The organism is Asticcacaulis aquihabitans (assembly GCF_032490435.1).
In the GTDB taxonomy this organism is placed as follows: domain Bacteria; phylum Pseudomonadota; class Alphaproteobacteria; order Caulobacterales; family Caulobacteraceae; genus Asticcacaulis.
The window spans coordinates 59,480-72,750 of sequence record NZ_JAVGWM010000004.1 but is presented as its reverse complement, the minus strand read 5'-3'; the positions used below and the strand labels follow the sequence as shown (position 1 = coordinate 72,750).

At 60.6% G+C, this 13,271-nt stretch carries 11 protein-coding genes; 5 read left to right on the top strand and 6 right to left on the bottom strand.

The window, feature by feature from the left end; translation table 11 throughout:
- Positions 1-5 precede the first annotated feature (5 nt).
- Positions 6-1,208 carry a threonine ammonia-lyase gene (locus RCJ00_RS14685; RefSeq protein WP_316222882.1) on the bottom strand — a complete coding sequence of 401 codons (1,203 nt, stop codon included), beginning with the start codon at positions 1,206-1,208 and terminating at the stop codon, positions 6-8.
- Positions 1,209-1,449: 241 nt separating this feature from the next.
- On the opposite strand from RCJ00_RS14685, the gene RCJ00_RS14680 reads away from it, so the two are divergent.
- Complete coding sequence (locus RCJ00_RS14680) at positions 1,450-3,486, top strand: NAD(+) synthase (RefSeq protein WP_316222881.1); 2,037 nt, start codon at positions 1,450-1,452, stop codon at positions 3,484-3,486.
- Between the two features lie 36 nt (positions 3,487-3,522).
- Here the strand turns inward: RCJ00_RS14680 and RCJ00_RS14675 are convergent, their stop codons facing one another.
- Together RCJ00_RS14675 and RCJ00_RS14670 are read right to left on the bottom strand one after the other, a co-directional pair.
- Positions 3,523-3,957, bottom strand: coding sequence for a hypothetical protein (locus RCJ00_RS14675; protein WP_316222880.1), 435 nt, complete (start codon positions 3,955-3,957; stop codon positions 3,523-3,525).
- An 84-nt stretch (positions 3,958-4,041) separates the two neighbouring features.
- Positions 4,042-4,962: a hydrogen peroxide-inducible genes activator gene (locus tag RCJ00_RS14670; RefSeq protein WP_316222878.1), complete on the bottom strand. Its 921-nt coding sequence runs from the start codon at positions 4,960-4,962 to the stop codon at positions 4,042-4,044.
- 85 nt (positions 4,963-5,047) lie between these two features.
- On the opposite strand from RCJ00_RS14670, the gene ahpD reads away from it, so the two are divergent.
- The 3 genes from ahpD to ahpF all read left to right on the top strand — a co-directional run bounded on the left by ahpD (position 5,048) and on the right by ahpF (position 7,946).
- Entirely contained in the window at positions 5,048-5,578 is a 531-nt protein-coding gene (gene ahpD / locus RCJ00_RS14665) for an alkylhydroperoxidase, AhpD family (protein WP_316222876.1), read from the top strand.
- A 121-nt stretch (positions 5,579-5,699) separates the two neighbouring features.
- A complete protein-coding gene (gene ahpC, locus RCJ00_RS14660) occupies positions 5,700-6,263 on the top strand; it encodes an alkyl hydroperoxide reductase subunit C (RefSeq protein ID WP_316222874.1) in 564 nt (187 codons plus the stop codon).
- A 99-nt stretch (positions 6,264-6,362) separates the two neighbouring features.
- Positions 6,363-7,946, top strand: a complete 1,584-nt coding sequence (ahpF, locus tag RCJ00_RS14655; RefSeq protein WP_316222872.1) for an alkyl hydroperoxide reductase subunit F — start codon at positions 6,363-6,365, stop codon at positions 7,944-7,946.
- A 74-nt stretch (positions 7,947-8,020) separates the two neighbouring features.
- Here the strand turns inward: ahpF and RCJ00_RS14650 are convergent, their stop codons facing one another.
- The 3 genes from RCJ00_RS14650 to RCJ00_RS14640 form a co-directional block, all read right to left on the bottom strand.
- Positions 8,021-8,953, bottom strand: coding sequence for a TraB/GumN family protein (locus tag RCJ00_RS14650; protein ID WP_316222870.1), 933 nt, complete (start codon positions 8,951-8,953; stop codon positions 8,021-8,023).
- 73 nt (positions 8,954-9,026) lie between these two features.
- A complete protein-coding gene (locus tag RCJ00_RS14645) occupies positions 9,027-10,037 on the bottom strand; it encodes a TraB/GumN family protein (RefSeq protein WP_316222869.1) in 1,011 nt (336 codons plus the stop codon).
- A 2-nt stretch (positions 10,038-10,039) separates the two neighbouring features.
- Positions 10,040-10,906: a glutamate racemase gene (locus RCJ00_RS14640; protein ID WP_316222868.1), complete on the bottom strand. Its 867-nt coding sequence runs from the start codon at positions 10,904-10,906 to the stop codon at positions 10,040-10,042.
- A 161-nt stretch (positions 10,907-11,067) separates the two neighbouring features.
- Between RCJ00_RS14640 and RCJ00_RS14635 the strand changes: the two genes are divergently transcribed.
- Positions 11,068-13,182, top strand: coding sequence for a M3 family metallopeptidase (locus RCJ00_RS14635; RefSeq protein ID WP_411267554.1), 2,115 nt, complete (start codon positions 11,068-11,070; stop codon positions 13,180-13,182).
- Positions 13,183-13,271 lie beyond the last annotated feature (89 nt).

Genomic DNA, 13,271 nt, shown 5'->3' with positions numbered 1-13,271 from the left:
ACGTTTTAGTCCATCCGTAAGGCATATCCGGTGCTCCTGAGGGCTTCTGAAATTTCAAAGGCATGGCGCGGGCCTTGCGTCTCGACCATGATGTCGAATTCCGCTCCCTTGGCCGGCACATCCAGAACCAGGCGATTGTGCGCCACATCCACAATGTTACCGCCCTTGTCGGCGATGACGTCGGCCATGCGCGACAGCATGCCGGGACGATCGTCACCCAAAATACGATAGGTGACAAGCCGCTTTTCGCGAACCAGTTCCCGTTGCAGCACCGAGGCCAAGAGGCGCAGGTCGATATTGCCGCCGCACAGGATCAGGCCGACATTGAGGCCTTCGAACCGCTCGGGAAAACGCATGACCGCGGCCAGGCCTGCGGCGCCAGCTCCTTCGGTCACCGTCTTTTCGATATTGGCCAGCGCCGCGATACCGCGCTCAAAGTCCGATTCGTCGATGACCAGTATGTCGTCGACGAGTGGATTGGCCAGGGCGAAGGTCAGGTCGCCCACCGCCTTGACCGCTATGCCTTCGGCGATGGTCGATCCGCCCATCGGGAGGGGCATGTCGCGGCGGCGAGCGGTAAAGGACGGGAACATGGCCGCTTCGACGCCGATGACCTTGATCCACGGCTTGATGGCCTTGGCGGCAATCGCCGCGCCGGCGATCAGGCCGCCACCGCCGATAGGCACCAGAAGCACATCGAGTTCAGGCACGTCCTGCAACATTTCGATGACCAAGGTGCCCTGACCGGTCAGGACCTGTTCGTCATTGAACGGATGGACATAAACACCCCCCTTGTCTTCGCACAGCTTTTGCGCAATGGCGGAGGCTTCGTCGTAATTGGCGCCGTCGATGACCACTTCGGCGCCGTAGCCGAGCGTCTTTTCCACCTTCACGAAGGGCGTACCGACCGGCATGACGATCGTGGCGGGGATATCGAGGCGTTTGGCATGATAGGCCAGCCCCTGCGCATGATTACCGGCGGAGGCGGCAAAGACGCCGCGCTGTTTTTCAGCGTCGCTCAGTTGCAGCAGCTTGTTAAGCGCGCCTCGCTCCTTGAACGCCGAGGTATATTGCTGGTTTTCCGACTTAAGCCACAGCTTGGTGCGGTAAGCCGTGCTCAGGCGCTGGCTGAAGGTGCAGGGCGTGCGGACGACGTGGCCCTTGATACGCTCGGCAGCCGCTTCGATGTCTTGGAAGGTTACGGTCATGATGGCCTCCCATAACAGAGGCGCGGAAGGTGCGCTTTCAAAAAATGGCACGCGGAATAAAAAAGGGCCAGAGGTGCGGCCCTTGCTTATCGTTTCTATTGAAACAAAATAATCGACCTTACGTCTCTCATTCATGAAATTTACGAAAAATGGCAGTAATTTTCATAGTCACGTCTTCATTATTTTGATTTAGCTGCCCGAAAGACGTATCCTAACGCCAAACCTTGCCGGAGATGATGAAATGTCCATAGAAATGTCAGATTTCCTCTCCCCGGCCGTCCATGGCTTTGTCCGCATCGCCTGCGTCACGCCAAAGGTACATATTGCCGATCCGCACGCCAATCTGACCGAACATCTGGTTCTGGCCCGTCGCGCCGACGCGGCCGGAGCCGATCTGGTCGTCTTTCCGGAACTGAGCCTGTCGGCCTATGCCATAGACGACCTGTTTACTCAGGACATCCTGCTGCAATCGGTAAAGGGCGCGCTCAGCGAACTGATCGCCACGTCCGGCGACATCCGTCCGGTGTTGGTGGTCGGCCTGCCGATGCGCATTCAGGGCGCCGTCTATAATTGCGCCGCCGTCATCCATCGCGGGCGGGCACTCGGTATCGTGCCGAAAACCTTTTTGCCCAATTACCGCGAATATTACGAAAAACGCTGGTTCGCCTCCGCCGCAGACTTGCCGCCGACGCATGTCGAACTGGCCGGACAGCCTGTCTATGTCGGCACGGACCAGATTTTCCGCGCGCTTGATTTCGAAGCCTTCACCTTCGGGATCGAGATATGCGAAGACCTATGGGTGCCGCAGACCCCATCGACGCCGCTAGCCCTGCACGGCGCCAACATCATCGTCAATCTGTCGGCCTCCCCGGTCGTGGTCGGCAAATCGCGGGCGCGCAAACGCCTGTGCGCCGCCGCGTCGGAGCGCCTGTTCTGCGCCTACGCCTATTCCGCTGCCGGACCTGGCGAATCGACCACCGACCTGGCCTGGGACGGTCAGTCGCTGATCTATGAACTGGGCGACCTGATCGCCGAAGGCCCGCGCTTTACCTCGGACAGTGTGACCTTGGCCGATGTCGATGTCGATCGCATCGCCGCCGAGCGGCTGCGTACCGTTACCTTCAATGACGCCCGCCGGACCACGCCGTTCGACATATCCGTCACGCTCTTCGATCACGAAACACACGACCTGACCGATTTTCACCGGCATGTCCCGCGCTTTCCCTATGTGTCGACGGATCGGGAACGGCTGGACGACGACTGTTACGAAGCCTTCAACATCCAGGTGCACGGCCTCATGCAGCGGCTGGAAACCAGCGGCACGCGCAATGTCGTCATCGGTATTTCCGGCGGCCTGGATTCGACCCATGCCGTCATCGTGGCTTGCAAGGCCTTCGACCGGCTGGGCCTCCCGCGCGAAAACATCCACGGGTACACCATGCCGGGCTTCGGCACATCGACAGGCTCGAAGAACGATGCGCTGAGGCTGATGAAGGCGCTGGGTATTTCCTCGGAGGTGCTGGATATTCGCCCCGCGGCCAAACGCATGCTGCTCGATATCGGCCACCCCTATTCGCGCGGCGAAAAGGTATATGACGTCAATTTCGAGAACGTTCAGGCGGGCCTGCGCACGGACTTCCTGTTCCGCCTGGCCGGTGAAAAGCGGGGCTTCGTGGTTGGCACCGGCGACCTGTCGGAACTGGCGCTGGGTTGGTGCACCTATGGCGTCGGCGACCATATGAGCCACTACAATGTCAATTGCGGCGCGCCCAAGACCCTGATCCAGCACCTGATCCGATGGGCGGCAAGCCGTGAGTTCGACCCCAGGACGGGCCGTATCCTGCAGTCAGTTCTGGACCGCGAAATCTCACCGGAGCTTATTCCGATCGATGCCGGCGCCATTCAGAGAACCGAAGACAAGGTCGGCCCCTACGAATTGCAGGACTTCAATCTCTATTACATCACCCGCTACGGGCTTAAGCCGTCCAAGGTCGCTTTTCTCAGTTACCACGCCTGGCGCGATGCCGCCGCCGGCGAATGGCCGCAGGATTTCCCCGTGCATAAACGGCGCAGCTATGAGCTTGCGGACATCAAGGCATGGCTGTCGGTTTTCCTGACCCGCTTCTTCTCGATGTCTCAGTTTAAGCGGTCGGCCGTGCCCAATGGGCCGAAGCTGATTTCGGGCGGCGCCCTGAGCCCGCGCGGTGACTGGCGCATGCCGTCGGACGCCAATGCCCGGATCTGGCTGGAGGAACTGAACCGGAATGTGCCGGACTAGACATTGCGTGCGGGTTTCGGCAGAGCCTGACGCCGGCTAGTTCACCTTCGCCGCCGTACCCTCGAAGGGGCAGGACAGGCCATGATAGGCGGTGCAGATGCCGGTCTCACTGACCGTGACCTTGCCGCCATTACGCACAATACGGATGGTGCAGACCGTCTTGTCGTCCGGTTTCAAAACCAGGCTAAGCTCCGTCGCCGACACGTCGCGGGCCGGCTCTCCGCCTGCCAGTCCGACATCGCCGTTACAGCCATCCGCTTCGGCTTCGACCAGCACGACCTTGTGCGCGCCGGGTCCGCCGCTGATACGGACCATCAGGTCGCCTTCATACTTGCCGGGCCAGGGGTCGATCACCGGCGGTGGCGGCGCGACGGACGCGGACGTCTCTTCCGCCTGAGGCGCGGGTTTCGAACAGGCGGCCAGAAGCGGCAGCCCCAACACCACACAACCAAGCCACAGGACGCGTTTCATGCGGTCGATCACTCTCGGATTCAATGAGGCAGCCAGAACCCCGGCCACTTAAGACTTTAGCGAGTCGGCCAGAAGTCTGGCCACTTAGGACTTTAGAGACTCGGCCAGAAGTCTGGCCTCTGGTGCGCGGCTCGAGCCCGCCCGCCACACGACCACAATATCGCGGAAGGCGTGGTCCGATGCAAGGGGCCGCACGCTGACATCGGCCGCCTTGACCAGACCGGATTCGACCGCCATGGCCGGCACCAGTGAGACGCCCAGACCCGAACCAACCATCTGAACCAGGGTATTCAGCGAGGTCGCCGCGAACCCGCCGCCATGGTTGGCCGTGTAGGTGCTCAGGTTTTCCGACGTACCGGTCGGAGAGGTCCAGGAACAGGCGGCCAGGGCGTGATCGCGCAGGCAGTGCCCGTCTTCGAGCAGGATCAACTCCTCACCCTTCAAATCCTCCGGCGAAATCCGGTCATTGATGGCAAGCCGATGATTGCTTGGCGTGGCCGCCAGGATTTCGTCCTTGAGAATAAAGGCGCTGTCGAGCCCTGACAGATCATACGGCAGGGCGATCACGGCCGCATCGAGCGCGCCCGACTTCAACGACGCGATCAGCCGAGAGGTTTGGTCTTCGCGCAGGAAGAGGCGCAGATCAGGAAAGTCACGGCGCAGCTTGAGTAGGGTCTTGGGCAAGAGAAACGGAGCGATGGTGGGAATGACGCCGAGACGGAACCGCCCGGTCAACGGCCGGTTGGCGCCGCGCGCAGCTTCCACCAGGTCTTCCGTGCGCGCCAGGATGTCCTCGGACCGCTTCAACGTCTCCTCACCGACCGCCGTCAGGATAACCTGACCGCGTGACCGGTCGACCAGCCGCGTCCCCAGGGTTTTTTCCAGTTCGGCAATACCCGACGACAGGGCTGGCTGCGACACGAAGGCCGCCTCGGCCGCGCCGTTGAAGCTTTTATGTTCAGCCAGCAGCTTTAGATATTGCAGTTGTCGCAGGGTCGGAAGCATGGAACACTTTCACGGAATACACCGGCATTTTATAAATCAAATTTATCAAAATGTCAAAATGAATAGATTTTATTGAGAGGCGCCCATGTCCATCGATGCCCTTCGCCAAATGATTCCCGCCTACGGGCGCGACCTGGCGCTGAACCTGGATACTCTGCTGGCCGAAACCCTGCTCAGCGACCAGCAAAAATGGGGCACCTTCCTGGCTTGCGCCCACGCGGTGGGCGTCGCGCCGGTGCTGACGCATGTGGAAGCCGCAGCCGCGCAAGTCATTTCGCCCGAGGCCGTAACCGCCGCCAAGGCCGCCTCCGCCCTCATGGGCATGAACAATGTCTATTTCCGCGCGCTGCACCTGATGCATAACAAGGAATATGAGACGATGCGCTCAGGGCTGCGCATGAACATCCTGACCAATCCCGGCGTCGATAAGGTCGATTTCGAGCTATGGTCATTGGCCGTATCGGCCGTCAACGGCTGTGGCCTGTGCATGGACAGTCACGAAAAGGTATTGCGCAGCCATGGGGTCAGCGCGGTTCAGTGTCAGGCCGCCCTGCGGATCGGCGCCGTCATCAATGCCATATCCGCCGTGGTGCGCGCCGAGGCCGCGACGCATTAATGTATATAAATAAAATCTATTCAAAAATAAAATAAAACAAATTTGCTCTATGGTCTTTTTTTTGCGATTGTCCGCTCGTTCCGCTTAACCCGGTCCAACTCAATTCAAGGAAAGATCCCCAATGGCCCTTATCAACACCACCATCAAGCCGTTCAAAGCCACCGGTTACAAGGAAGGCAAGTTTGTCGACGTCAGCGATGCCGATCTGAAGGGCAAGTGGTCGATCTTCTTCTTCTACCCGGCCGATTTCACCTTCGTGTGCCCGACCGAACTGGAAGACCTGGCCGACAACTACGACACCTTCCAAAAGCTGGGCGTGGAAATCTACAGCGTTTCGACCGACACGCACTTCTCGCACAAGGCCTGGGCCGACACGTCGCCGGCGATCGGCAAGATCAAGTACACCATGCTGGGCGACCCGTCGGGTCAGATCACCAATAACTTCGAAGTCATGCGTGAAGGCGTCGGCCTGGCCGATCGCGGCACCTTCCTGGTCGATCCGGAAGGCGTGATCCAGTTCACCGAGGTTACTGCCGAAGGCATCGGCCGCAACGCCGCCGAGCTGCTGCGTAAGGTCAAGGCTGCGCAATACGTCGCATCTCACCCCGGCGAAGTCTGCCCGGCCAAGTGGGAAGAAGGCGAAAAGACCCTGGCACCTTCGCTCGACCTCGTCGGCAAGATCTAAACCTTAAGGCTTCGCCACCGTGCGTCGCCAACAGGCTGCGCGCGGTGGCGACCTGCCGCCCGCGCGCCTGATCCCCCAATTTCATTTCGGAGTAAAATCATGTTGGACGCCGGCCTGAAGGCACAGTTGAAGGGTTATCTGGAAAACCTTCGCACCCCCATCGAACTGATCGCCTCGATCGATGACAGCGCCAAGTCGCGCGAACTGGTCGAGTTGCTGAACGATATCGTCGCCGCGTCGGACAAGGTTTCACTGAAGACCGACGGCGCCGATGCCCGCAAGCCATCCTTTGCCATCGTCCGCCCGGGCAGCGACATCAGCGTCACCTTCGCCGGCCTGCCGATGGGACACGAATTCACCTCACTGGTGCTTGCCCTGCTCCAGGTTGGCGGCCATCCACCCCGTGTCGAGGCGGACGTCATCGAACAGGTAAAGGCGCTGGAAATCGACGACGAGCTGCGCTTCGAAACCTATTTCTCCCTGACCTGCCAGAACTGTCCGGACGTGGTGCAGGCTCTCAACCTGATGAGCGTGCTCAATCCGAAGATCAAGCATGTCGCCATTGACGGCGCCCTGTTCCAGGCCGAAGTCGAAGCGCGCCAGATCATGGCCGTGCCGACCGTCCTGTTGAACGGCGAAGCCTTCTCGCAAGGCCGCATGGGACTCGAAGAAATTCTGGCCAAGATCGATACCGGCGCGCATCAACGCGAAGCCGCGAAGATCAACGCCAAGTCGGAATTCGACGTGCTGGTTGTCGGCGGTGGCCCGGCCGGCGCTTCGGCCGCCATCTACGCGGCCCGCAAAGGCATTCGCACCGGCATCGTAGCTGAGCGGTTCGGTGGCCAGGTACTCGACACCATGGCGATCGAGAATTTCATCTCCGTCTCCCACACGGAAGGGCCGAAACTGGCCGCGTCGCTGGAACAGCACGTCAAGGAATATGACGTCGACATCATGAACCTGCAACGCGCCACGGCCCTGGTCCCCGCCGCCCTGCCCGGCGGTCTGACGGAAATCAAGCTGGCCTCCGGTGCTTCGGTCAAGGCTCGCACGGTCATCCTGTCGACCGGCGCGCGCTGGCGTCAGATGGGCGTGCCCGGCGAAGAGGAATATCGCAATAAGGGCGTGGCCTATTGCCCGCACTGCGACGGTCCGCTGTTCAAGGGCAAGCGCGTTGCGGTGATCGGCGGCGGCAATTCTGGCGTCGAGGCGGCCATCGATTTGGCCGGCATCGTGGCCCAGGTCACCTTGCTGGAATTCGCCCCGGAACTGCGCGCCGATGCCGTCCTGCAACGCAAGCTGTTCAGCTTGCCGAACGTCACGGTCATCGTCAACGCAGCCACGACCGAGGTGCATGGGGACGGCGCCAAGGTCACGGCCCTCAGCTACAAGGACCGTATCCACGACATCGACCATCGCATCGAACTGGAAGGCATCTTCGTACAGATCGGCCTTCTGCCCAACACCGAATGGCTGAAGGGCACCATCGCCCTGTCGCCGCGCGGTGAGATCGAGATCAATGCGCGCGGGGAAACCTCGGTGCCGGGCGTCTTCGCCGCCGGTGACGCCACCACCGTGCCGTATAAGCAGATCGTCATCGCCATGGGTGAAGGGTCAAAGGCAGCCCTGTCGGCCTTCGATCATCTGATCCGGGTCACGGCCCCGGCCGATATCGCAGCCTGAACCGGAAAAGGGCATTATGGAAGGCCGGAGGCTATGCTTCCGGCTTTTTTTTCGCGGCTTTTTTTCAGCCTGTTTCAGTCCTGGGGCGCCGACACGCTGTAGCCCATCCCGCGAAGCCGATCCAGAATGCCGCCCTTGCGCAGCAAAAGCCCCAGCGGCAGAACGGCAACCGTCTTGCCAGGCTTGGCCAGGGCTGCCGACACGGCCGTGACCGAGTCGCCGACGCCACGATCCATTATGCCCGCCGATTGCGGAGAGCCCGACAGACACTTGATCAGGGCCGATCCCTGATAATTGGCGCGCACAGCCGCGATATCACCAACTGCCCAGGCGCGGGCCGCCAACGGCGCACGGTCGATATCGAAGTCGATATCATCCAGTGTGTAGACCAGACAGGCCTCGCTGCTGTCTTCGTTCATCGCGTTGACCGCCTTGAACATAGGGCCAATATCATAGCGGCCCGCTGCCTTAACCGGCACGCTAGCGGAGCGGGCCAGCTGCCGGACCGTGGCAACCGGCTCATCGTCGCTCAAGCCATATTTTTGTAAGACTTCGCGGCGCAGACGCGCCCCGGCCCATATCGGCTTGTCGCGCGCGAAATCCTTGATGGACACGCCCGCGCGCTTCGCCGTCCGTTCATAGCGGGCATACAGCGCCGGCGGCAGGCTGTCCTTCAGCGTGCCGCGATCCGGTAGCCCCTTCTTCGACATCATCATCCACATATCGCCCAGGCCGACACTGCTGGCTGGCGGGGTGATCAGGCGATTGGCGCCGCGCAGTGCGTTTTCGATCCGCTGCGTGCTCCATTTCTGCTTTTTCGGAAATACCGGGAGGATTCCGAGTATGATGACCTGGCTATCGCCGTCGCTGACGCGCCATAAGGCCGGACCGACGGCGGCCTTGCCGCGCACCACGACTTCCGTTTCCGGCCAGGTTTCCTGCGCCGTCGACGCTGTAGCGATCGGGGCTGTGAAAAGGACCAGGGCCAACAACAGGCGTTTGAACATCAAAAGTCTCCGGATACGCGGCGTCAGACTACAACGCTTTTGTGACCGTTTTACCGTTTATTCGACTTCCCGTTTACTCGACCGGCGAGCTGACTTCCACACCTTGCGCGCGCAGGCGATCCAACACCCCGTCCTTGCGCAGCAGATCGCTGAAAGGGACCACGGCCAGGCTCTTGCCAGGCTTGGCCAATGCCTCGCCGATACTGCCCACCATGCCGCCAATGAACAGCGCATCGTATTGCTCACGCCAGCCCGGCGTCGTCAGGTTGCACGTCAGCATCGCCGAGTCGCGATAACTGGCCAGCGCCGTTTTGACATCCCCCTCCGCCCACGCCCGAGCCATGCCAGGCAAGCTCTTCAGATTGTCGATGCCGTCGAGGAAGATGGTCAGGCAGGCTTCATTACCCTTGGTGTCAAGCAACAGCCACTGATCGGACAACAGGTCCGCATTGACCGTATAGGCCACCTTTGTCCGCGCCCCGGCCGCATCGGCCAAGGCCATGACCTGACGCGTCATGTCATAACGGCGAATGCCCCTGGCCTGGAGCACGTCCTCGAACAGTTCCATGCCGGCGCGCATCGGCCTGTTGAGGATGTAGTTGGCGGCGCGAAGTCCGGGTTCGTGTGCAACGGCGGCCTTGAAACGGGCATAGGTCTTGGGCGCCACCACGTCTTCCAGATGCGTGCCGTAAGGCAGTTCCGAACCCGCCAGCCAGCGCTTGTCCGCCTGGCTGCTGCCGCGCGAAAAGCCCGGCACGATGACGAAGTTGACGCCCTTCAGGATCCGCTTCAATCGCGTCTGATCCCATTGCAGGTCCTGGGGCGTTTCAACCGGAACGCCCATTACCCACACGGTGGCGTCACCACGCTTCAGTTTCCACATGGCCGGGCCGGACACCTTGGCGCGCACCACCACTTCGGTCACGTCCGACCATTCCTGCCCCGACGCGCCCGTGCCGCCTTGAGGCAGGGGTTGAGCGCCGGATTGTGCGGCGGGCGATGGCGCGGCGTGTTTCGTCGCCGCCTCTACACCGGATGCCCCTACCAGGCAAAGGAGCGAAAAGAGTGCCGCACGCGCCTTCATGACTAGCTCGCAACCGCCTGCAGGGTTTCGAAGCTGAGCGGTCCACCCCAGAAGGCTTCGGCCAGGGCGGACTGGGATTTCAGCGCGCCTGTGGTCAGGAAGGCGCGGCGTCCGCTATCGCCGATATTATATTCGGGATGACGACCAATATAGTCGGCCAAAGCTTTGGCGACCGGCTCCGGCTGGTGGATGAGCGGCGTTCCAGCCGGCAGATGTTCGCGAAACAGGTCGGCGACGATCTCATAGTGTGTGCAGCCCAGTATGGCGCGGTCGGGATAGCGACCAATCCGGATTTTCAGGCTGTCGACATGGCCCTTGATCTTGGCCGACAACTGCGCGCGCTCGGCCCCCTGCTCGATCATGTCCGCCAGGCCGGAACAGGCTTCGGTAAAGACCGCGAGATCCTGACGGCGCTTGTCGATTTCGATTTCGTAGACGCGTGACCGTGCGGTGGCGACCGTGGAAAAGACGCCAATGACGTCCAGCTTTTCGATCTTGGGGCCGCGGCGCTCCGCCTCATGTTCCCAGGGCAGGCCCGTTGCGGCTTCGATGGTCGGGACAATAATGCCCAGCACATTGACCGGGCGCTTATACGTCTTACGGAACTGGGCCAACCAGCTTGATTGCAGGCGGCGCAGCGCCACGGCCGAAGCGGTATTGCAGGCCAGGACCACCAGCGATGCGCCGGCGTCGAACAGGGTTTCGCAGCCGAGACGCGTCAGTTCGACGATTTCCTCTCCCGAACGGTCGCCGTATGGCGTATGTTTCTGATCGGCCAGATAGACGAAATCGGCCTGGGGCAACCTGTCGACGAGCGCGCGATGAATGCTCAACCCGCCGATCCCCGAGTCAAAAACACCTATGGCCATAAACTGGTATCCTATATTACTAAAACTTAATTTGGCCGCATCTCATCGGCCTTATACGCTCACTCGATACGCCTTTTGCGGCCAGCCGTAAACAGGCTTAAAGATAACAAAATAGTCAAAGTAAACAAACGCGTACCCGAAGGGACACCCGCATGTCGAATATGAACCGCCGCTCCGCACTGGGCCTTATGGCCGGCGCCAGCACTGTTGCGTTTGCCGCGCCCGTTTTTGCACAGGGCGGCGGCGCGATCGCGTCCGCCTATCTTACCCAGCCGTGGAGCGGTCCCTATGGCGGCGTGCCGCCCTTCGACAAGGTAAAGATCGCCGATTTCGAACCGGCAACCCTGGCCGCCATGGACGACATGCGCGCGGAGATCCGCGCCATTACCATGAAGCGTTCGGCACCGACCTTCCAGAGCATTATCGAGGCCTTCGAACTCTCAGGCCAGGCCTATGATCGCGTCGGATCGGTTTACAGCGTCTGGGATTCCAACCTGTCGAACGATGCTTTCCAGGCGGTTTCCGCCAAGTTGTCACCGGTAAAGGCCGCTTTCGGCGACGAAATCAAGCAAAACCCCGACCTGTTTCAACGCATCGAAGCCGTCTACAACCAGCGTGACACATTGAAGCTCAACCCGCAGCAGGACCGCCTTCTGTGGAAAAAGTACAAAAGCTTCGTCCGCGCCGGCGCCAAGCTGACGCCCGAGCAAAAAAAGGAAGTGGCCGACATCAACCAGCAGCTGGCCACCCTGTTCGATGCCTTCTCCAAAAACCTGAAGCACGACGAAGCGCAAGCAACCTTCATCACCAAGGACGATCTGGCGGGGCTGCCCGAAAACTTCATCGCCGCCCTGGCCGCCAAGGCGAAGGATCTGGGCAAAGATGGGCTGTACGCGGTGCAGAATACCCGTTCGGCCATGGAGCCCTTCACCACCTATTCGACACGCCGCGACCTGCGCGAAAAAATCTGGCGCGCCTATGTCATGCGCGGCGACAATAACGACCAGTGGGACAACAAGGCGATCGGGGCGAAAATTCTCAAGTTGCGCGCCCGCCGCGCCAAGCTCTACGGCTACCCGACCCACGCCCACTGGCGCCTGGAAATCGCCATGGCCAAGACGCCGGAAAACGCCATGAACCTGATGGAAGCCGTGTGGGGGCCCGCCGTCAATCGTGTCCACGAAGAAGTGGCCGACATGCAGAAGATCGCCGATGCCGAAGGAGTCAAGATTACGATCGCGCCATGGGATTACCGCTTCTATGCCGAGAAGGTGAAGAAGGCGAAATACGATCTCGATGAGTCGGAAATTAAGCCGTACCTGCAACTCGACAAAATTCAGGACGCCATGTTCTGGTGCGCCAACAAAATGTATGGCTTTGAGTTCATCAAGATCACCGACGTCCCTGTCTTCCATCCCGATGTCACCACCTACAAGGTGATGCGCGCCGGCAAGCAGGTCGGCGTCTGGTACTACGACCCCTATGCCCGCGAAGGCAAATCGTCGGGTGCGTGGGAAACCGAATACCAGTCGCAATCCGGGATGCTCAAACACATCTGCATCTGCTCCAACAACTGCAACTTCATCAAGGCGCAGCCGGGTCAGCCCATCCTGATTTCGTGGGACGATGCCGAAACCATGTTCCACGAATTCGGCCATGCCATACACGCCCTGTCGTCAAACGCCTGGTATCCGTCGCAGGCCGGCACCAATACCGCGACCGATTTCGTCGAGTTCCCGTCGCAGCTCAACGAACACTGGCTACCCCTGCCAGTCGTGCTCAACCAGTTCGCCATCCACTACGAAACCGGCAAGCCGATGCCTAAGGCGTTGCAGGAGAAACTGGTCCGGTCGTCGAAGTTCAACCAGGGCTTCGCCACGGTCGAATACCTGGCCTGCGCCCTGATCGACATGAAGTATCACCTGGCCGGTGAAACCGATATCGATATCGATGCCTTCGAAAAGACCGAACTGACCAAGCTGAACATGCCGAAGGAAATCGTCATGCGTCACCGCCCGACCCAGTTCGCGCACATCTTCTCATCGGACGACTATTCGGCCGGCTATTACAGCTATCTGTGGTCGGATGCCCTGGTCGCCGACGCCTATGAAAAGTTCATGAAGGAAGGCGGCCCGTTCGAGGGACCGACGGCGAAGAATTATTTCGACCATATCCTCAGCGTAGGCGACACCATTCCGCAGGACGTCGCCTATCGCAACTTCCTTGGCCGCGACGTCAATCGCGACGCCCTGATGCGTCAGCGCGGTTTCGCCTAAGCATCAGCACCACCACCGATCCTGGCGTTCGAAGGTCAGCCCCCGCTGGCCTTCGAACGCCCAGACAAAGCCTCAGGCATGGCCGCGAT

Bases quoted from the DNA above. Each gene is read 5' to 3' on its own strand.
- RCJ00_RS14685 (WP_316222882.1), bottom strand. From the start codon at position 1,208: ATGACCGTAACCTTCCAAGACATCGAAGCGGCTGCCGAGCGTATCAAG.
- RCJ00_RS14680 (WP_316222881.1), top strand. From the start codon at position 1,450: ATGTCCATAGAAATGTCAGATTTCCTCTCCCCGGCCGTCCATGGCTTT.
- RCJ00_RS14675 (WP_316222880.1), bottom strand. From the start codon at position 3,957: ATGAAACGCGTCCTGTGGCTTGGTTGTGTGGTGTTGGGGCTGCCGCTT.
- RCJ00_RS14670 (WP_316222878.1), bottom strand. From the start codon at position 4,962: ATGCTTCCGACCCTGCGACAACTGCAATATCTAAAGCTGCTGGCTGAA.
- ahpD (WP_316222876.1), top strand. From the start codon at position 5,048: ATGTCCATCGATGCCCTTCGCCAAATGATTCCCGCCTACGGGCGCGAC.
- ahpC (WP_316222874.1), top strand. From the start codon at position 5,700: ATGGCCCTTATCAACACCACCATCAAGCCGTTCAAAGCCACCGGTTAC.
- ahpF (WP_316222872.1), top strand. From the start codon at position 6,363: ATGTTGGACGCCGGCCTGAAGGCACAGTTGAAGGGTTATCTGGAAAAC.
- RCJ00_RS14650 (WP_316222870.1), bottom strand. From the start codon at position 8,953: ATGTTCAAACGCCTGTTGTTGGCCCTGGTCCTTTTCACAGCCCCGATC.
- RCJ00_RS14645 (WP_316222869.1), bottom strand. From the start codon at position 10,037: ATGAAGGCGCGTGCGGCACTCTTTTCGCTCCTTTGCCTGGTAGGGGCA.
- RCJ00_RS14640 (WP_316222868.1), bottom strand. From the start codon at position 10,906: ATGGCCATAGGTGTTTTTGACTCGGGGATCGGCGGGTTGAGCATTCAT.
- RCJ00_RS14635 (WP_411267554.1), top strand. From the start codon at position 11,068: ATGAACCGCCGCTCCGCACTGGGCCTTATGGCCGGCGCCAGCACTGTT.